This is a genomic window from Puerhibacterium puerhi, assembly GCF_009846865.1.
Lineage (GTDB): Bacteria > Actinomycetota > Actinomycetes > Actinomycetales > Cellulomonadaceae > Puerhibacterium > Puerhibacterium puerhi.
In genome coordinates this window covers 49,828-68,361 of sequence record NZ_WUWN01000019.1, presented here as the reverse complement: position 1 = coordinate 68,361, position 18,534 = coordinate 49,828, and the positions used below count along the sequence as shown (strand labels likewise).

16 protein-coding genes are annotated in these 18,534 nt (G+C 76.2%); 5 read left to right on the top strand and 11 right to left on the bottom strand.

All coding sequences use genetic code 11. From position 1 onward, the window contains the following. From GSF02_RS11695 to guaB1, 3 genes are all read right to left on the bottom strand, one after another. A partial coding sequence (locus tag GSF02_RS11695) for a phosphotransferase (protein WP_159796379.1) occupies positions 1-470 on the bottom strand: 470 nt, incomplete at its 3' end. Between the two features lie 19 nt (positions 471-489). Beyond that, positions 490-1,194 carry an NUDIX hydrolase gene (locus tag GSF02_RS11690; RefSeq protein WP_159796376.1) on the bottom strand — a complete coding sequence of 235 codons (705 nt, stop codon included), beginning with the start codon at positions 1,192-1,194 and terminating at the stop codon, positions 490-492. A gap of 58 nt (positions 1,195-1,252) precedes the next feature. After that, positions 1,253-2,701 (bottom strand): GMP reductase, encoded by a 1,449-nt coding sequence (gene guaB1 / locus GSF02_RS11685; RefSeq protein ID WP_159796373.1) that lies wholly within the window; start codon positions 2,699-2,701, stop codon positions 1,253-1,255. A gap of 290 nt (positions 2,702-2,991) precedes the next feature. On the opposite strand from guaB1, the gene dxs reads away from it, so the two are divergent. Continuing rightward, complete coding sequence (gene dxs, locus GSF02_RS11680; RefSeq protein WP_159796370.1) at positions 2,992-4,884, top strand: 1-deoxy-D-xylulose-5-phosphate synthase; 1,893 nt, start codon at positions 2,992-2,994, stop codon at positions 4,882-4,884. A 66-nt stretch (positions 4,885-4,950) separates the two neighbouring features. Here dxs and GSF02_RS11675 read toward each other — a convergent pair whose 3' ends face one another. The 6 genes from GSF02_RS11675 to GSF02_RS11650 form a co-directional block, all read right to left on the bottom strand. Next, positions 4,951-6,048: a carboxylate-amine ligase gene (locus tag GSF02_RS11675; RefSeq protein ID WP_159796367.1), complete on the bottom strand. Its 1,098-nt coding sequence runs from the start codon at positions 6,046-6,048 to the stop codon at positions 4,951-4,953. Between the two features lie 39 nt (positions 6,049-6,087). Next, a complete protein-coding gene (locus GSF02_RS11670) occupies positions 6,088-6,288 on the bottom strand; it encodes a hypothetical protein (protein ID WP_159796364.1) in 201 nt (66 codons plus the stop codon). 167 nt (positions 6,289-6,455) lie between these two features. Next, positions 6,456-8,633: a 3-hydroxyacyl-CoA dehydrogenase NAD-binding domain-containing protein gene (locus tag GSF02_RS11665; RefSeq protein ID WP_159796361.1), complete on the bottom strand. Its 2,178-nt coding sequence runs from the start codon at positions 8,631-8,633 to the stop codon at positions 6,456-6,458. Between the two features lie 6 nt (positions 8,634-8,639). Beyond that, positions 8,640-9,938 (bottom strand): thiolase family protein, encoded by a 1,299-nt coding sequence (locus GSF02_RS11660; RefSeq protein WP_159796358.1) that lies wholly within the window; start codon positions 9,936-9,938, stop codon positions 8,640-8,642. 187 nt (positions 9,939-10,125) lie between these two features. Next, complete coding sequence (locus GSF02_RS11655; protein WP_159796355.1) at positions 10,126-11,370, bottom strand: ribonuclease D; 1,245 nt, start codon at positions 11,368-11,370, stop codon at positions 10,126-10,128. A gap of 46 nt (positions 11,371-11,416) precedes the next feature. Further along, complete coding sequence (locus GSF02_RS11650; protein WP_159796352.1) at positions 11,417-11,998, bottom strand: DUF3000 domain-containing protein; 582 nt, start codon at positions 11,996-11,998, stop codon at positions 11,417-11,419. A 225-nt stretch (positions 11,999-12,223) separates the two neighbouring features. On the opposite strand from GSF02_RS11650, the gene gndA reads away from it, so the two are divergent. The 4 genes from gndA to cuyB are packed head-to-tail and all read left to right on the top strand — an operon-like array spanning position 12,224 to position 17,014. Further along, positions 12,224-13,678, top strand: a complete 1,455-nt coding sequence (gene gndA / locus GSF02_RS11645; protein WP_159796349.1) for an NADP-dependent phosphogluconate dehydrogenase — start codon at positions 12,224-12,226, stop codon at positions 13,676-13,678. Between the two features lie 8 nt (positions 13,679-13,686). Further along, a complete protein-coding gene (locus GSF02_RS11640) occupies positions 13,687-14,973 on the top strand; it encodes a carboxylate--amine ligase (protein ID WP_235915511.1) in 1,287 nt (428 codons plus the stop codon). Beyond that, positions 14,970-16,271, top strand: a complete 1,302-nt coding sequence (locus tag GSF02_RS11635) for a carboxylate--amine ligase (protein WP_159796343.1) — start codon at positions 14,970-14,972, stop codon at positions 16,269-16,271. Before GSF02_RS11640 ends, GSF02_RS11635 begins: the two co-directional genes overlap by 4 nt. Continuing rightward, entirely contained in the window at positions 16,271-17,014 is a 744-nt protein-coding gene (gene cuyB, locus GSF02_RS11630; protein ID WP_159796340.1) for a cysteate racemase, read from the top strand. Before GSF02_RS11635 ends, cuyB begins: the two co-directional genes overlap by 1 nt. 3 nt (positions 17,015-17,017) lie before the next feature. Here the strand turns inward: cuyB and GSF02_RS11625 are convergent, their stop codons facing one another. Both GSF02_RS11625 and GSF02_RS19030 read right to left on the bottom strand, forming a co-directional pair. Further along, complete coding sequence (locus GSF02_RS11625; RefSeq protein WP_159796337.1) at positions 17,018-17,569, bottom strand: hypothetical protein; 552 nt, start codon at positions 17,567-17,569, stop codon at positions 17,018-17,020. A gap of 9 nt (positions 17,570-17,578) precedes the next feature. Continuing rightward, the gene (locus GSF02_RS19030) at positions 17,579-18,487 is read right to left on the bottom strand and encodes a dihydrofolate reductase family protein (RefSeq protein ID WP_159796334.1); all 909 of its coding nucleotides are present in this window, start codon (positions 18,485-18,487) and stop codon (positions 17,579-17,581) included. Between the last annotated feature and the right edge of the window lie 47 nt (positions 18,488-18,534).

The following is an 18,534-nucleotide window of genomic DNA, read 5'->3' as shown; positions in this document are numbered from 1 at the left end:
CGCTCGGCCAGCGGCACGCCGCGCAGCGGGTTGTCCGGCGCGCCGGCGGCGCCGTCGGGCACGTGCAGCGCCGCGAGGAACGCGCCGAAGGCCGGCGCCCACGCCGTGCGCGCGGCGATCGGCGTGGTCTCGGCGCCGACGCCGTCGAGCCACGGCACGACGCTCCAGGCCCACGGGTAGCCGAGCGCCGCGCTGGGGCGCCCCACCCGCACGGGCGCCGGCACGGCGACGCCCGTCGGCGCGAGCCGGGCGGCCAGCGCGGGCAGCGCCCGCTGCTCGTGCTCCACCAGGTGCGCGGCGAGGGCGCGGCGCGGCAGCCGCACGGCGAGGTCGTCGCCGAGCCGCAGCATGACGTTGTCCCAGCCGTGGGCGGCCACGACCAGGTCGCCGTGGGCCAGGAGGTCGGGGTGCTGCTCGGCGAGCAGGGCCCGGCCCAGCCCCACGGTGACGTCGAGGTCGGCGGCGACCATCAGCGCGCGCCCGCGCCGGTCACGGGATCTCGAGCTCGCGGGCGGCGTCCCACGGCTCGCTCCAGCCCAGGTGCTCGAACAGCGAGTCGAGGACGCCGGCGGTGAACCCCCACACCAGGTGCTCGACGCCGTCGGCCTCGACGACGAACGCCGGGCCGCGCCACGTGCGACCGCCGCGGCGCAGCACCGAGGTGTACCGCCGGGCCGGGTCGAGCAGGTCCGCCACCGGGACGCGGAACACGGCCGCCGACTCGGCGACGTCGACCACGCCCACGGGCGTGGGGCGCGACCACCAGCCCAGCACGGGGGTGACGCGGTGGTTGCTCCCGGGCATCGGGATCTCCGGCAGCGCGCCGAGCACCTCCACGCCGCCGGCGTCCAGGCCGGTCTCCTCGACGGCCTCGCGCAGCGCCGCGGCGACCGGGCCGTCGTCGTCGGGGTCGATGCGCCCGCCGGGGAACGCCACCTGGCCGGCGTGCGACCGCAGCGTCGTCGCGCGCGCCAGCAGCAGCACGTCGAGGTCGGCCGCGACGGCCTGCGCCTGCGCCTCGTGGTCGGCGGGCAGCCCGTCGAGGATGCCGAACAGCACGAGCACGGCCGCGGGGCGCGCCGCGGCCGGGTCGGCCAGCGCGCCGCGCGCGTGCGGCCACGGCCCGGGGAATGCCGGGTCGTGGGCGAGCGCGAGCAGCTGGGCGCGGGCGGAGCCGGCCTCGACGGTGGTCACCCGCCGAGGCTAGCCCGCCCGCGCCCGACGCTCAGCGGCGCAGGTCACGCGCGAGCGGTCACCAGCTCGTCGGCAGCGGCATGCCCTCCTGGTAGCCGGCCGCCGACTGCACGCCCACCACCGCGCGCTCGTGGAACTCGGCCAGCGTGCGGGCGCCGGCGTACGTGCACGAGGAGCGCAGGCCCGACGTGATCTCGTCGAGCAGGTCCTCGACGCCGGGGCGCTGCGGGTCGAGATACATCTTCCCGGTGGAGATGCCCTCCTCGTACAGCGCCTTGCGGGCGCGGTCGAACGCCGTGCCGGCCCCGGCGGTGCGGGCGGCGACGGCCCGCGCCGAGGCCATGCCGAAGCTCTCCTTGTAGAGCCGGCCGGTGCCGTCGTCGTGCAGGTCGCCGGGTGACTCGTACGTGCCGGCGAACCAGGATCCGATCATCACCTGCGAGGCGCCGGCGGCCAGGGCGAGGGCGACGTCGCGGGGGTGGCGCACGCCGCCGTCGGCCCACACGTGCTTGCCCAGCTCGCGCGCGGCGTCCGCACACTCCAGCACGGCGGAGAACTGCGGGCGCCCGACGGCGGTCTGCATGCGGGTGGTGCACATCGCGCCCGGGCCCACGCCGACCTTGAGGATGTCGGCGCCCGCCGCGACGAGGTCGCGTACGCCGTCGGCGGTGACCACGTTGCCGGCGACGACCGGCACGTCCGGGGCGACCGAGCGGACGGCGTCGAGGGCCTGCAGCATCTTGGTCTGGTGGCCGTGCGCCGTGTCGACGACCAGGACGTCGACACCCGCGGCGAGCAGGTCCTTGGCCTTGGCGGCGACGTCGCCGTTGATGCCCACGGCCGCGCCGACCCGCAGCCGGCCGTCGGCGTCGAGCGCGGGCCGGTACACGTGCGAGCGGACCACGCCCTTGCGGGTGAGCACGCCCGCCAGCACGCCGTCGCGCACCACCGGCGCCAGGGGCACCTTGGCGGCGTGCAGCCGCTCGTACGTCGCCTCGAGGCCCTCGCGCTCGACGTCGGCGGCGTCCAGGGCGACCAGCTCGGCCGACATCACGCGGCGCACCTGGGCGAAGCGGTCGACGCCGGCGCAGTCGGCCTCGGTGACGACGCCGACCGGGCGGCCGTCCTCGACCACGACGGCCGCGCCGTGCGCGCGCTTGCCGAGCAGGGTCAGCACCGTCGCGACGGTCTCGGTCGGCGCGACGACCACGGGCGTCTCCACCACGGGGTCCTTGGCCTTGACGCTCGCGACGACGTCGGCGACGACGTCGGCCGGGATGTCCTGCGGGATGATCGCGACGCCGCCGCGGCGGGCGACCGTCTCGGCCATCCGCCGGCCGGAGACGGCGGTCATGTTCGCGACGACCACCGGGATGGTGGTCCCGGTGCCGTCGTCGGTGGACAGGTCGACGTCGAACCGGCTCGTGACGTCCGAGCGGGACGGGACGAGGAAGACGTCGCCGTAGGTGAGGTCGGTGGTGGGCTGCTGCCCGTCGAGGAAGCGCACTGGTGGTCCCCAGAGGTCTCGGCGCGGCCGGCCGCGGCCGCGCTCGCGTGCCGACGGTGAGATGTTCCCGTCGGCACTGAAAACGTACCGCCTCGACGCGCCGGGCGGTGTGTCGACGGCCACGTCGGGCAGGGGCGGTGTCCGACGGCGCCGCCCGGCGGTCCGCCGGCGCGCCGGCCGGGTGAGCGCCGCGTGCAGATCGCGTGAGCGCGGGCCGCGCTGCGCGCTCGCCGTGCGGGTGGGCGCCACCGAGCGCCTAGAGTGGTACGGCCACGATCGAAGGAGTGTCAATGGGTCTGCTGGCCGGCATCCGGTCGCCCGAGGACGTGCGTCGGCTCACCACCGCGGAGACCACCGCGCTGGCGGCCGAGATCCGTCGTTTCCTCGTGCAGGAGGTCTCCCGCACGGGCGGGCACCTCGGGCCCAACCTCGGCGTCGTCGAGCTGACCATCGCGCTGCACCGCGTGTTCGCCTCGCCGCGCGACACGATCGTGTTCGACACCGGCCACCAGTCGTACGTGCACAAGCTGCTCACGGGCCGCCAGGACTTCTCCGCGCTGCGCAAGCGCGGCGGGCTGTCGGGCTACCCGTCGCGCGCGGAGTCCGAGCACGACGTGGTCGAGAACTCGCACGCCTCCACCGCGCTGTCCTGGGCGGACGGCGTCGCCAAGGCCAACCACGTCAAGGGCGAGACCGACCGCACGGCCGTGGCCGTCATCGGCGACGGCGCGCTCACCGGCGGCATGGCCTGGGAGGCGCTGAACAACATCGCCGCCTCCGACCGCCGCCTGGTCATCGTGGTCAACGACAACGGCCGGTCGTACTCGCCGACCATCGGCGGCCTGGCCAACCACCTGCACACCCTGCGCACCACCCGCGGCTACGAGCAGTTCCTCGAGTGGGGCAAGCGCGCCCTGCACCGCACCGGCGCGCCCGGCCGCTTCGCCTACGACTGGCTGCACGGGCTGAAGAAGGGCCTCAAGGACGTCGTCGCGCCGCAGGGCATGTTCGAGGACCTGGGCATCAAGTACGTCGGCCCGGTGGACGGGCACGACGTCGTGGCGATGGAGCACGCGCTGCGCCGGGCCAAGGCGTACGGCGCGCCGGTCATCGTGCACGCCATCACCGAGAAGGGCCGCGGCTACACGCCGGCCGAGCAGGACGTCGCCGACCGCTTCCACGCCGTCGGGCAGATCCACCCGGAGACCGGGCTGCCGGTCGCGCCCAGCCGCTTCGGCTGGACCAGCGTGTTCGCCGACGAGATCGTCGCGATCGGCCGCCGCCGGCCCGACGTCGTCGCGGTCACCGCCGCGATGCTGCACCCCGTGGGGCTGGCGCCGTTCGCCGCGGAGTTCCCCGACCGCACCTTCGACGTCGGCATCGCCGAGCAGCACGCCGCGACGTCCGCCGCCGGCATGGCGTTCGGCGGCCTGCACCCCGTCGTCGCGGTGTACGCCACGTTCCTCAACCGCGCCTTCGACCAGGTGCTCATGGACGTGGCGCTGCACAAGGCGGGCGTGACGTTCGTGCTCGACCGCGCCGGCGTCACCGGCGACGACGGGGCCAGCCACAACGGCATGTGGGACATGGCGATGCTGCGGATCGTGCCCGGCCTGCGCCTGGCCGCCCCGCGCGACGAGCCGACGCTGCGCGCCGCGCTGCGCCAGGCCGTCGACGTCGACGACGCCCCGACCGTGGTGCGCTACCCCAAGGGCGCGCTGGTCGACCCCGTCCCGGCGGTCGAGGAGCTGGACGGCGTGGACGTCGTCGCAAGGCACGCCGCCACGGGGGACGTGGCCGCGGGCGCGGGGCGCCGCGTGCTCGTCGTCGGGGTCGGCTCGCTGGCCGGCACGGCGCTCGCCACGGGCGAGGCGCTCGCGGCCCACGGGCTCGAGGTGACGGTGGCCGCTCCCACGTGGGTGCTGCCCGTGCCGGAGGCGCTGGTGAAGCTCTCCGGCGAGCACGACCTGGTGGTCACGCTCGAGGACGGCGTGGTCGACGGCGGCGTGGGCGCGATGCTCGCGCAGCGGGCGGGGGAGCAGGGCATCGTCACCCCGCACGTGCACGTGGGCCTGCCGGTCGGCTTCCTCGACCACGCCAGCCGCGACCAGGTGCTGGCCGCGCAGCGGATGACCGCCGCGGACGCGACCCGGGACGCGCTGACGGCGCTCGCGCTGCTCTGAACCCCGCGCCGTCCCGGCCAGGCCCGCCCCGTCCCGGCCCTGGCGCCGGGCCGGCGACGGGCGCGGTCAGGAGAGGAACGCGTCGGCCGCGCGCAGCGCCACGGCGCCGAGGTCGCCGGAGTCGGCCGCCCAGGCCCGCTGGCGCGCCGCGCCGGAGCCCGCGGACCACAGCCGCCCGAGCAGCTCGGTGACCGCGTCGAGGTCGCCCGCGTCGACGAGCGCCTCGCGCACGTAGGCCACCAGCGCGCCGACGACGTCGTGCGCCCCGGCCGGGCGCCCCGTGCGCGGGTCGAGCAGGTCGCCGTCGAGCCCGGAGCGACCCGCGCGCCAGTGCGCGGTGCGCAGGATCTCCGGCGGGACCTCCGGCAGCGGCGCGCCCTGGGCCGCCTCGCGCGCGACGGTCTCCACCAGCCCGCGGGCGAGCGCCGCCAGCAGCGCGGCGGTCGAGGAGTCGAGGCACACGTCCGCGACGCGGATCTCGACGGTGGGGTACCGCGCCGAGAGCCGGGCGTCGAAGTAGACCATGTTCTCGTCGAGGATCGTGCCCGTGGCCACGAGCGCCTTGACGGCGTCGTGGTAGGCCTCCGGGGTGCGGAAGGCCCGGGTGGGGCCGGCGGTGGGCCAGCGGGCCCACACCTGCGAGCGGAAGCTGTGGTACCCGGTGTCCTGCCCCTGCCAGAACGGCGAGTTGACGCTGATCGCCAGCAGGGGCGCCAGCCAGGGGCCGATGCGGTCGATGATCTCCACGCCCTCGGCGTCGTCGGACACCGACACGTGCACGTGGCAGCCGCTGGTCAGCTGCTCGCGCGCCGTGAGGCCGAACTGCTCGCGGGCGCGCAGGTAGCGCAGCTTGCCCACGGTGGTGCCGGTGAACTCGACGGGCGACGTCGCCAGGGCGGCGACCCGTGCACCCTGCCGCTCGGCGGCGTCCTGGGCGCCGCGGCGGCCGGCCCGCAGCGCGTCGGCGAGCTCGGTGAGGGAGTGCGTGGGCGGCGTGGCCGTCTCGAGCTGTTCCTCCATGAACTCGTTCTCGAGGGGGCCGTCGGCCTCCTCGGCGTTGTCCAGCACGGCCTGGGCGCGGGCGAACGGCGAGCCGTCCTCCGCCACCAGGAGCAGCTCTTCCTCGACCCCGAACGAGCGCAGCGATGTCACGACCGGAAGCATGGCAGAGGCGGCCGGGCACCGCGCGGCCGACGACCGACGTCACACCGCCGGGGGCGCCTCCGGGTCGTCGGCGACGCCGCCGTAGGCCTCGGCGATCGCCTCCCAGCACCCGAGGTCCGCCTCCGCGCGGTCGCGGTCCGGCGACGCCGGGCGCGCGGCGAGCCCGGCCGCCAGCTCCGTCGCCAGCAGCTCCAGCTCCGCGCGCGACAGGTGCGCCAGCCAGGGCAGCCTCGCCGTCATGCGACGAGTGTGCCTCGGCCGGCAGCGCGGCACCAGCAGGTCCCGGCCCGCCCGCGGGTGAGGTTCCCCCGGGCAGCACGACGGCGGCCGGTCCGGGACCGGCCGCCGTCGTCGTCGGCTCGCCGCAGGCGGCTCAGCAGCAGGGTGAGCTCAGCAGCAGGGGCGGCTCAGCCGCGCGGCACGTTCGCGACGCCGTCGGGCAGCAGCCGCCGCCCGAGCACCCGCTCGCTGTAGCCGGTGCGGTCGAGGTACGGCGTGATCCCGCCGGTGTGGAAGCCCCACCCGGCGCCGAGGATCATGCACAGGTCGATCTGCTGCGGCGTGGCCACGACGCCCTCGTCGAGCATCCGGCCGACCTCGGCCGCGAGACCGGTGAGCACCGCGTCGAGCACGCCCGGCCCGTCCAGCACGTCCGGCTCGCCCGGGCGGGCGGGCCCGAACACCTCCTGCACGGCCGGGTCGACCGGCTTGGGCAGCCCCGGCGCCGGCGGGTCGAGCACCACGCGCACGCCGTCGGCGACGATCTTCTCCAAACCCGGCGAGGCCGGGAACCGGTCGGGGCCGAGGTCCTCGCGCAGCGAGGTGAGCACGTGCAGGCCGACGGCCGGGCCCACGAGGTCGAGCAGCTCGAACGTGGGCATCGGGAAGCCGAGCGGGGCCAGCGCGGCGTCGGCGACCTCGACCGGCGTGCCGTCCTCGATCGCGCCGAGGACCTGGCCCATGACCAGCAGCAGCAGGCGGTTGACCACGAACCCGGGCCGGTCGGCGACCAGCACCGCCGTCTTGCGCAGCTTCTTCGTCACCGCGAACGCGGTGGCCAGCGCCTCGTCGCCGGTGCGCTCGGCGCGCACCACCTCGACCAGCGGCATCTGCGCCACGGGGTTGAAGAAGTGGATGCCCACCACGCGCTCGGGGTGCTGCAGGTCCGCGGCCATCTGCGTGACCGACAGCGCCGAGGTGTTGGTCGCGAGCACCGCGTCGGGGCGCACGACCTGCTCGAGCTCGGCGAACACCTTCTGCTTGAGCGAGAGGATCTCGGTGACCGCCTCGACCACGACGTCGCAGCCGGCGAGGTCGTGCAGGTCGGTGGTGCCGTGCACGGACGCGGTGATGCGGGCCGCGGCGTCGGGCGACATGCGGCCGCGGGCGACCAGCTTGTCGACGGTGGCGCGCACGTAGCCCAGGCCCTTGTCGACGCGCTCGGTGTCGAGGTCGCGCATGACGACGGGCACCTGGAGGCGCTGGGCGACCAGCAGGGCGATCTGCGCGGCCATGAGCCCCGCGCCGACGATGCCGACGCGCGTCACGGGCCGGGCGAGGGCCGGGTCCGGGGCACCCTGCGGCTTCTTGCCGCCGGAGACGAGCTGGAAGGCGTAGACGCCGGCGCGCATCTCGTCGGTCATCAGCAGGTCGGCCAGCGCCTCGTCCTCGGCGGCGAAGGCCGCGGCGCGGTCGTAGCCGGGCGCCGGCGCGGCGGCGGCCGCCATGAGGTCCAGCGCGCGGTACGGCGCGGGGCGCGAGCCGGCGACGACGGCGTCGAGGTAGCGGCGGGTGCCGGCCACGACGGCCTCGACCACCGGGGCCGGGTCGGGCTCCCGCCGGGCCACGGTGACCTCGCCGCGCACCACCCGGGCGGCCCAGGCGATCGACTGCTCGAGGAAGTCGGCGGCGTCGAACAGCGCGTCGACCAGGCCGAGCTCGAGCGCCTCGGCGGGCGTGAACGGCTTGTTGGCGGCCGGGCGGCGCAGCACGACGTCGACGGCCTTCTCGATGCCGACCAGGCGCGGCACGAGGTACGCCCCGCCCCAGCCGGGCACCAGGCCGAGGCCGGTCTCCGGCAGGCCGAGCCCCCCGGCGTCGGCGGCGACCGTGCGGTAGTCGCAGTTCAGCGCGACCTCCAGGCCGCCGCCGAGCGCGACGCCGTTGACGAAGGCGAACGTCGGCACTCCTGCCTCGTGCAGCAGCTCGTAGGCGCGGTGGCCGGCGCGGCCCAGCTCGAGCGCCTCCTCGCGGGTGCGCACGGCTCCGACGCCGAGCAGGTCGGCGCCGGCGGCCAGGACGTACGGCTTGCCGGTCACGCCGATGGCGGCGATCTCGCCGCGCTCGGCGCGCGCCCGCTGCTCGCGCAGGCGCTCGGCGAGCTCGGCGAGGCCCTGCGGGCCGAGGGTGCTCGGCTTGGTGTGGTCGAGCCCGTTGTCGAGCGTCACCAGGGCCATCGTGCCGGCGCCGCCGGGCAGCCGGACGTCCCGCACCAGCGCGTGGGTGACGCGCTCGGGGCGGACGCGCGGGCCCTCGCCGGCCGAGCCGTCGGGGGAGGCGGTCGTGGACGTGGGGGAGTCGGTCATCGCGTCTCAGTCCTCCTGCTCGGCGGTGTGCTCGGCCGGGTCGTCGCTCGTGTGGCCCGAGTAGTCGGGGTGGTGCGGGTTCTCCCAGATCACGCTGCCGCCCTGGCCCAGGCCCACGCACAGGGTGGTCAGGCCGTAGCGGACCTCCGGGTGCTGGGCGAACTGCCGGGCCAGCTGCGTCATGAGGCGCACGCCCGAGCCGGCCAGCGGGTGGCCCATCGCGATGGCCCCGCCGTAGGGGTTGACCCGCTCGTCGTCGTCGGCGATGCCGAAGTGGTCGAGAAACGCCAGCACCTGGACGGCGAAGGCCTCGTTGATCTCGATGAGGCCGATGTCGTCGATCGTCAGGCCGGCCCGGGCGAGCGCCTTCTCGGTGGCGGGCACCGGGCCGAGGCCCATGACGGCGGGGTCGACGCCGGCGTAGGCCGAGGCGACCAGGCGCATGCCGACGGGCAGGCCGAGCTCGGCGGCGACGTCGCCGGCCGCGAGCAGCGCGGCGGTCGCGCCGTCGGTCAGCGGCGAGCTGGTCGCGGCGGTGACCCGGCCGCCGGGCCGGAACGGCGTCTTGAGGTCGCGGACGGCCTCGAGCGTGGTGCCGGGGCGCGGCAGCTCGTCCTCGGTCGCCAGGCCCCAGCCGCGCTCGGCCGAGCGCACGGCGACCGGCACCAGCTCCGGGCCGACGTCGCCGTTGGCGAGGGCCTTGGCGTACTTCGCCTGGCTCGCCACGGCGTAGGCGTCGGCGCGCTCCTTGGTCAGGTGCGGCAGCCGGTCGTGCAGGTTCTCCGCGGTCACGCCCATGTTCAGCGCCTCGGCGTCGACCAGGCGCTCGGCGACGAACCGCGGGTTGGGGTCGGCGTCGAAGCCCATCGGGTGGCGGCCCATGTGCTCCACGCCGCCGGCGATCACCACGTCCTGCGCCCCGACGGCGATGCCGTTGGCGGTGGTCGTCACCGCGGTCATGGCGCCGGCGCACATCCGGTCGATCGCGTACCCCGGCACGGTGCGGGGCAGGCCTGCCAGCACGGCCACGGTCCGGCCGAGCGTCAGGCCCTGGTCGCCCTGCTGGGTCGTGGCGGCGATCGCCACCTCGTCGACGCGCTCGGGCGGCAGCTCGGGGTGGCGGCGCAGCAGCTCGCGCACCGCCTTGACGATCAGGTCGTCGGCGCGGGTCTCGGCGTACAGCCCGTCGGGCCGTGCCTTGCCGAAGGGGGTGCGCACGCCCTCGACGAAGACGACGTCGCGCAGGCGGGGGCGGCGCGGGGTGCCGGGGCGCGCGGTCCGCGGGGCCTGTGTGGCTGCGGTCATGGCAGCTCCATCCGTGGGTCGGGACATCGGCGTCCGGGCAGAGCGACGCCGCTCGGCGGGCCCGCACGACGAGCGCCGTGAGCCGGGCCACAGCAGTACACGCTACCCCGGGTACCGGGAATTGCCCAGCGCCGGGTGAGACGGCGTCTCAGCCGTGACGCCCCGACGGCCCGGCCCGACGCCTGCCCTACGCCGCCTCGCCCGGCACCGCCGCGAACGCCGCGGCGAGGCGCTCGGCGAGCAGCCCCACCTGCCAGGGCCGGGCGCCCCGGCCGCGCAGGAACTCGGCGACCGCGTCGGGCGTCGCCGGCTCCGGCGGCGTCCAGCACAGCCGGCGCAGCGCGTCCGGCTGCAGCAGGTTCTCGACCGGCACGGCGAGCTGCTCGGACAGCCCGGCGACGATCTCGCGCGCCGCCGCCAGGCGGCGGGCTGCGACCGGGTCGCGGTCGGCCCAGGCGCGCGGCGGCGGGGGGCCGTCGGTCCGCGGCCCGCGCAGTGACGGCAGGCGGTCGGCGGGCAGGGCCATCGCCTCGTCGATCGCGCGCTGCCAGACCGCCGCGCGGCGCCGGGCCGCCTTGCCGGCGAACTCCGGGAGCGTCACGAGCTGGCCCACCGTGCGGGGCGTCGCCGCGGCCGCGGCGACGATCGCCCGGTCGGGCAGGACGCGGCCGGGGGCGATGTCGCGGGCGCGCGCCGAGGTGTCCCGGGCGTGCCAGAGCGCGCGGACGATCGCGAGCTGGCGGCGGTCGCGCAGCCCGTGGGTACCGGACGTGCGGCGCCACGGCTCGGGGCGGGGCGCCGGCGGGGGAGCGGTGCGGACCGCCTCGAACTCCTGGGCGGCCCACTCGGCCTTGCCGGCCTCCTCGAGCCGCTCCCCGAGCCGCTCGCGCAGCTCGACCAGCACCTCGACGTCGAGCGCGGCGTAGCGCAGCCAGTCGACCGGCAGCGGGCGGGTCGACCAGTCCACGGCCGAGTGCTCCTTGGCCAGGCCCAGCCCGAGCACCTCGGCGACCACCGCGGCCAGGCCGACCCGCTCCATGCCCAGCAGGCGGGCGGCGAGCTCGGTGTCGAACACGCGCGCCGGGTGCAGCCCGTGCTCCGCCAGGCCCGGCAGGTCCTGCGAGGCGGCGTGCAGCACCCACTCGGCGTCGCCGACCGCCGCGCCGAGCGCCGAGAGGTCGGGCAGCGCGACCGGGTCGATCAGCGCGGTGCCGGCGCCGGCGCGGCGCAGCTGCACGAGGTAGGTCCGCTGGCCGTACCGGTAGCCCGACGCGCGCTCGGCGTCCGCGGCGACGGGGCCGGTGCCGGCGGCGAACGCCTCGACGACGCGGCGCAGCCCCGGCTCGGTGGCGACGACCTCGCCCACGCCGTCGGCGGGCTCGGTCAGCGGCACGACGGCCGCGGCGGTCTCCGGGGGAAGGGCTGCGCTCATGCGGCGGCCCTCGCGGGCCGGCACGCGGAGGGGGACTGCGGTGCGATCACTGTCCTACGGTATGCCGCCGCGAGGCCAGGGCCGTGACGCCCTCGGGCAGCGGGGGCAGCCCGCCCGCGGTGGTCATGAGGTCGGCCCACAGCGCGAGGTGCTCGCCGAGGGCCGTGTCGAGCGGTGTCCACGACGCCCGGATCTCGAGGTCCACCGCGTCGGGGGTGCCCGCCAGCGCGCCGAAGCTGCTCGACAGCACCCGTGTCACCGTGCCGCCCACCGCCCGCACCTCCACCGCCGCGGACCCGAGCGCCTCGGTGACCCACGTCCAGGCGACCTCGGCGAGCATCGGGTCCGCCGCCATCTCCGGCTCGAGGGTGGCGCGCACGAGCGTCACGACGCGGAAGTCACCCTGCCAGGTGTCCTGCCCCGCGGGGTCGTGCAGGACGACGAACCGGCCGGTGGCGACCTCGTCGCCGCCGACGAAGACCTCGCCCTCGAGCGCGGCCGTCCAGGGGGCCACGCGGGTGGGGCCGGGCACCTCGACCAGGTGCACCTCGGGGCGCAGCCGCGGGTGGCGCAGCGACGCCAGCGCGGCCGCGAACCGGGAGGGGACGTCCCTCGGGGCGGAGCTCACGGTGCCACGCTAGGGCCTGCGCGCGCGCACGCGGCGCAGGCGCGGCGGGCAGGTGTCGCGCGCGACCGGATCGTCCCGGTTCGCCCGGGTCGGTCGGCGCCGTCCCCTAGGCTGGTGCGGGCGCCCCGACCGGTGCGCGGACGGCTGGTGCGGCCGGACGGCGGACGGGGGACGATCGCCTCGCGCCCGAGACCGGACGCGAGACCGAACGAAGGAGCAGGCACGATGAGCGACACGACCAGCGGCGCCGCGCAGGCGCAGATCGGCGTCACCGGGCTCGCGGTCATGGGCCGCAACCTGGCCCGCAACCTCGCCCGCCACGGGTACACCGTGGCGCTGCACAACCGCTCGTACTCCCGCACGCAGTCGCTGGTGGCCGAGCACGGCGACGAGGGAACGTTCGTGCCGTCGGAGTCGATGGCCGACTTCGTGGCCTCGCTGGAGCGGCCGCGCAAGGTCATCGTGATGGTCAAGGCCGGCGGCCCGACCGACGCCGTGATCGACGAGCTCGTCCCGCTGCTGGAGGAGGGCGACATCGTCATCGACGCCGGCAACGCCCACTTCCCCGACACGATCCGGCGCGAGGCGGCGCTGCGCGAGCGCGGGCTGCACTTCGTGGGCACCGGCGTGTCCGGCGGCGAGGAGGGCGCGCTGAACGGCCCGTCCATCATGCCCGGCGGCACCCGCGAGGCCTACGCCTCCCTCGGCCCGATCCTCGAGGACATCTCGGCCAAGGTCGGGGGCGTCCCGTGCTGCACCTACGTCGGCCCCGACGGTGCCGGCCACTTCGTCAAGATGGTGCACAACGGCATCGAGTACGCCGACATGCAGCTCATCGCCGAGGCGTACGACCTGCTGCGCCAGGGGCTCGGCGCCTCGGCCAAGGAGATCGGCGAGATCTTCGCGCGCTGGAACACCGGCGACCTGGAGTCGTTCCTCATCGAGATCACCGCCGAGGTGCTCGGCCACACGGACGCCAGGACGGGGTCCGCGTTCGTCGACGTCGTGCTCGACCAGGCCGAGCAGAAGGGCACCGGCCGCTGGACGGTGCAGAACGGCCTGGACCTCGGCGTGCCGATCACCGGGATCGCCGAGGCCACGTTCGCCCGCTCGCTGTCCGGCTCGGTGCCGCAGCGCGAGGCCGCCCGCGCCGCCCTGCCGGCCGAGGCCCAGCCCTGGGACGTCACCGACCGCGACGCGTTCGTCGAGGACGTGCGCAAGGCGCTCTACGCCTCGAAGGTCGTGGCCTACTCCCAGGGCTTCGACCAGATCGCTGCCGCCTCGGCCGAGAACGGCTGGGACATCGACCGCGGCGCCATGGCCCGCATCTGGCGCGGCGGGTGCATCATCCGCGCCCGGTTCCTCGACCGCATCACCGAGGCCTACGAGCGCGACCCGAACCTGCCGCTGCTGCTGGCCGACGAGTACTTCACCGCCGCGGTGAGCGAGGGCGTGGCCGCCTGGCGCCGCGTCGTGGCCCAGGCCGCGCTGCACGGCGTGCCCACCCCGGCGTTCAGCTCGTCGCTGGCCTACTACGACGGCGTGCGCGCCGAGCGCCTGCCCGCCGCCCTCGTGCAGGCCCAGCGCGACTTCTTCGGCGCGCACACCTACAAGCGCGTCGACGCCGAGGGCACCTTCCACACCGAGTGGTCCGGCGACCGCACCGAGAGCGAGGCATGAGTCACCCCGTGAGCACCACCGACGCCGCCGTGCGGCCAGTCATCGTCGGCTCCGACATCGGCGTGTACGGCCTCGCCCGCGCGTTCCACGAGCGCTACGGCGTGCGCACCACCGTGGTGGCGTTCGCCGAGCCGGGCCCGATCGCGGGGTCGCGGATCATCGACCTGCGCCTGTGCGGCTCGGCGGACGAGGAGATCGTCGCCGCGCTGCTGCAGCTGGCGGCCGAGCACACCGGCGCCGAGACGCTCGTGCTGCTGACCAACATGGACTGGGTGGTGCGCATCCTCGTCCACCACCGCGAGGTCCTGGAGGCCGCCGGCTACGTCGTGCCGTTCGCCGACGCCGCGCTGATCGACCGGATCTCCGACAAGGCGGAGTTCCTGGCGGCGTGCACGGAGATCGGCGTGCCGGTGCCGGCGACGGTGGTCCAGGACTTCGCCGGCGCCCAGGAGCCGGGCTGGCAGCCCGAGCCCGTGCCGTTCGCGTTCCCGGTGATCGCCAAGGCGGCCTCGAGCGCGGACTACCACGCGGTGCGGTTCGCCGGGAAGAAGAAGATCTACGAGATCGGCTCGCAGGCGGAGCTCGACCGGCTGTACGCCAGCCTGCGCGAGGCCGGCTACCGCGGGCGGTTCCTGGTGCAGGACATGGTGCCGGGCGACGACACCCAGATGCGCTCGGTCACCACGTACACCGACACCTCGGGCCGCGTCACGCTCGTGGCCTCGGCGCGGGTGCTGCTCGAGGAGCGCACGCCGGCGGCGCGCGGCAACCCCTCGGCGATGATCGTCGAGCCGGTGCCCGAGCTGCTCGAGGCGGCCCGCCGCCTGCACGAGCACACCGGGTGGCGCGGCTTCGCGAACTTCGACGTCAAGCTCGACCCGCGCGACGGCGTATACCGGTTCTTCGAGCAGAACCCGCGCATCGGCCGCAACAACTACTACGTGACCGCCGGCGGCGTGAACGTGGCCGAGGTGCTGGTGGACGACGTCGTGCGCGGCGTGCGGCGCGAGCCGGCCGTGGCCGACCGCGAGGTCCTCTACGCCGTGGTGCCGCACGGCCTGCTGCGCCGCTACGTGCTGGACCCGGCGCTGCGGGCCCGCGTCGTCGGGCTGATGCGGGCCGGGAAGGTGGTGCACCCCCTGCGCTACAAGGCCGACCGGACGCTCAAGCGCGCCGTGTACGTGCTCACCGCGCTGACCAACCACCGGCGCAAGTACCGCACCTACTACCCGCCGGCCGAGCTGCGCCGCAACCACGACGCGGCGCGCGCGGCGGCCGTGAAGGAGGCCCTGTGAGCGCGCCCGCCAGCGCCCCCGCCCGCCGCCTGCAGCCCGTCGTCCTGGGCGGCGACATCGGCGCCTACAGCCTCGCCCGCGCGTTCCACGAGGCCTACGGCGTGCGCCCGGTCGTCGTCTCGAGCGTGGCGACGGGCCTGGTGCGGCACTCGCGCATCCTCGAGCACGTGGCCGAGCCGCGCATCGACGAGGCCGACGCGCTCGTGGCGCGGCTGCGCGCGATCGCCGACCGGCACGCGGACGCCGACCTGATCGCCGTCGGCTCGGCGGACTGGCTCGTGCGCGCCCTGGTCGAGAACCGCGACCGCCTCGAGGACCGGTACACGATCCCGTACGTGCCGCGGGACCTGCTGGTGCGCCTGACGGACAAGGAGGAGTTCGGCCGGCTGTGCGCCGAGCTCGGCATCGCGCACCCCACCACGGTGGTGCACGACGTCGCCGCGGGCGGCGAGCCGGACACCAGCGGCCTGACCTTCCCGGTGATCGCCAAGGCGGCCAGCACCGCCGCGTACCACGACGTCGAGTTCCCGGGGAAGAAGAAGGTCTTCACCGTGGGCTCGCGCCCGGAGCTGCTGGAGCTGCTGGGGCGGGTGCGCGACGCCGGCTACACCGGGACGTTCGTCATCCAGGACTTCATCCCGGGCGACGACTCGGGCATGCGGATCCTGACCTGCTACAGCGACGCCCAGGGCAAGGTGCGGTTCGCCTCGTTCGGCCACGTGCTGCTCGAGGAGCACGCGCCCGGCGCGCTCGGCAACCCGGCCGGCATCATCACCGGCGTCCAGCACGAGGTCGTCGAGCAGGCGCGCCGCCTGCTGGAGCACGTCGGCTGGACGGGGTACGCGAACTTCGACCTCAAGTACGACCCGCGCGACGGGCGGTACGTGTTCTTCGAGCTCAACCCGCGCCTGGGGCGCTCGAACTTCTACATCACCGGCGCCGGGGCGAACGCCGTGCGGTTCTACGTGCACGAGCACCTGCGCGGCCTCGACCCGGAGCCGCGCGCCGTGCTCGGCGCCGACGTGCCGCTGACCGCCGACGGCGAGCTCGCCGCGGAGCACCTGTACACCGTGCTGCCGGGGCCGCTGCTGCTGCGCTACGTGCTCGACCCCGGTCTGCGCGCCCGCACCCGCGGGCTGCTGCTGCGCCGCCGGGCCACGAACCCGCTGTGGTACCGCCACGAGTGGGACCCGCGACGCGTGGCGTACCTGGTGGTGGCACAGCTCAACCACTACCGCAAGTACGCCCGGTTCTACCCGGTGTCCGCGGCGCGAGCCCTGGCCTGGACGGGCCGCTGATGACGGCGCCGGAGGCGAGGGGCACCGAGGGCGCCGAGCGGCCGCCGGTCGGCGTCATCGGCGGCGTCGGCCCGCTGGCCACCGCGTACTTCCTGCAGCGGGTGGTGCAGCGCACGCGGGCGGAGCGGGACCAGGACCACGTCGACATGGTGGTGCTCAACCACGCGACGATCCCAGACCGCACGGCCTTCGTGCTCGACCGCTCCGACGAGGACCCGGGCCCCGTGCTGGCGCGCGACGCCCGGCGGCTCGAGGCGTTCGGCGTGAGCTTCCTGGTCATGCCGTGCAACACCGCCCACTACTTCACCCAGCAGGTGCTGGACGCGGTCAGCACGCCGTTCCTGTCGATCATCGACGTGACGGTCGCCGCGGCGCGCGAGCGCGTGCCCGGCCTGGAACGCGTCGGCCTGCTGGCCACGGCCGGCACCGTCGCCTCCCGGGTCTACGACGACGCGTTCGCGGCGCACGGCGTGGAGGTGCTCACCCCGACGCCGCAGGACCAGGACGTCGTCAACGCCGTCATCTACGACCAGGTCAAGGCCGGGCGCCCGGCCGACGTGGACGCCCTGCGCGCCGTGGCGGCGCGGCTCGTGGAGCGCGGGGCGTCGGTGGTGGTCCTCGGCTGCACCGAGCTGTCGGTGGCGGCCGTGGACCACGGCCTGCTCGACGAGCCGCCCTTCCTGGACTCCATGGACGAGCTGGTCAAGGCGACGATCGTCACCGCCGGCCACGAGGTGCGCTGAGCCTCAGCCCAGCTCGCTCGTGCCCAGGTAGAGGTGCAGCACCGGCACGTGCAGCTCGTCGCGCGCCCGCGACGCCCAGTCGGAGTGGAACGTGTCCTCCACCGCGTGCGGGTAGGTGACCACGACCGCCTCCCGCACGCCGGCCGGCGCGTCGCCCGCCGCCGGCCCGGCCGCCGCGCCCGGTGCGGCGGCCTCGCCGCCCAGCCGCTCCACCTCCGCGCGCAGCGCGGGCAGCGGGTCGTCGGCGGTGACGAACCCGTCCGCCTCGGCGCCGGTCGCGCGCAGCGCCTTGACCGACCCCTCGAGCTGCTCGGCGGCGGTGGCCGTGGCCTGCCGCGCGTCGGGCTCCCTGCCGAGCAGGTCGTCCCACGCCCGGCGCAGCTCGCCCATGCCCAGGTGGTCGATGATCGACGTGACGACGTTGCGCTCGGTGTCGGCCGGAACGAGCACCCGGTAGGCGACCGGGTCCTCGGCGTGCAGCCGCGTGATGTGGTCGACGTCGGCGGAGGTCAGGGTGTCCTCGGTCAGCACGAGGACCACTGGCAGGTTCGGCATGCGACCAACCTAGCCAGCCTGCCCGCCCGCCGCCGTCCGAGGCTCCGGCGCCGGGTCCGGTCCCTGGTCCGGTCCCGGGTCCGGTCCCCGGTCCACGACCCAGCGGGCCAGCAGCGTCCCCGTCGCCCGGTCGGCGAGCAGGTGCCCGAGCCGCGTGCGCCCGGCCGGGCCCCCGGCGGCGCCGGCGACGATCCGGCCGGCCCCCGGCCCCTCCAGCCGGGCGGTGGTGGTCAGGCAGACCTCGTCCACGAGGCCCGCGGCGAGCAGCGAGGCGAGCAGCCGCGGCCCGCCCTCGGTGAGGACCCGCGCCAGCCCCCGCTCGGCCAGGGCGGCGAGGGCTGCCCCCAGGTCGACCTCGCCCGCCTCGAGGCTCGGCGCGACGACCACCCGGTCGGCGGGCAGCGCGGCGCGCGCGGCGGCGGCGCCGGCGTCCCCGGTGACGACCAGCGGCGGGCGGTCGGCGTCGGCGAGGGCGGGCGGCACGGCGCCGGTGCGCGAGACGAGGGCCAGCTCGAGCGGGGCGGGGGAGCCGTCGGCCGTGCGCGGCGCGAGGTGCGCGAGCCCCGCGGGCCGCTCCAGCGGCGTGTACCCCTCCGCCCGCGCGGTGCCCGCGCCGACCACCACGACGTCGGCGAGCGCCCGCAGCACGCGGAAGACCCGGAAGTCCGCCGCGTCGTTGATGGTGCCGGAGCGGTGGTCGGCACCCCACGCCGCGCCGTCGACCGAGGCGACCATGTTGGCGCGCACCAGGCCGGCCGGGTGCGCGTACAGCGCGGCGAGGTCCACCTCGCGCTCGGCGAGCGGCACCGGGCGCGCCGCGGGCAGGAGCAGGTCGAGGTCGGGCAGGGCCGCCGGGCGGGGCTCGGGCTGCGGTTCCGGGTGCGTCGCGGGGCCGGGCGGCGGGGCGGGAGCGGTCATGGCGTCACCCTCGCACGCCGCCGGCGGGCGTGCCCCGCCGCCCCCGC

Bases quoted from the DNA above. Each gene is read 5' to 3' on its own strand.
- GSF02_RS19030 (WP_159796334.1), bottom strand. From the start codon at position 18,487: ATGACCGCTCCCGCCCCGCCGCCCGGCCCCGCGACGCACCCGGAACCG.
- GSF02_RS11665 (WP_159796361.1), bottom strand. From the start codon at position 8,633: ATGACCGACTCCCCCACGTCCACGACCGCCTCCCCCGACGGCTCGGCC.
- dxs (WP_159796370.1), top strand. From the start codon at position 2,992: ATGGGTCTGCTGGCCGGCATCCGGTCGCCCGAGGACGTGCGTCGGCTC.
- GSF02_RS11670 (WP_159796364.1), bottom strand. From the start codon at position 6,288: ATGACGGCGAGGCTGCCCTGGCTGGCGCACCTGTCGCGCGCGGAGCTG.
- GSF02_RS11675 (WP_159796367.1), bottom strand. From the start codon at position 6,048: ATGCTTCCGGTCGTGACATCGCTGCGCTCGTTCGGGGTCGAGGAAGAG.
- cuyB (WP_159796340.1), top strand. From the start codon at position 16,271: ATGACGGCGCCGGAGGCGAGGGGCACCGAGGGCGCCGAGCGGCCGCCG.
- GSF02_RS11660 (WP_159796358.1), bottom strand. From the start codon at position 9,938: ATGACCGCAGCCACACAGGCCCCGCGGACCGCGCGCCCCGGCACCCCG.
- gndA (WP_159796349.1), top strand. From the start codon at position 12,224: ATGAGCGACACGACCAGCGGCGCCGCGCAGGCGCAGATCGGCGTCACC.
- GSF02_RS11655 (WP_159796355.1), bottom strand. From the start codon at position 11,370: ATGAGCGCAGCCCTTCCCCCGGAGACCGCCGCGGCCGTCGTGCCGCTG.
- GSF02_RS11625 (WP_159796337.1), bottom strand. From the start codon at position 17,569: ATGCCGAACCTGCCAGTGGTCCTCGTGCTGACCGAGGACACCCTGACC.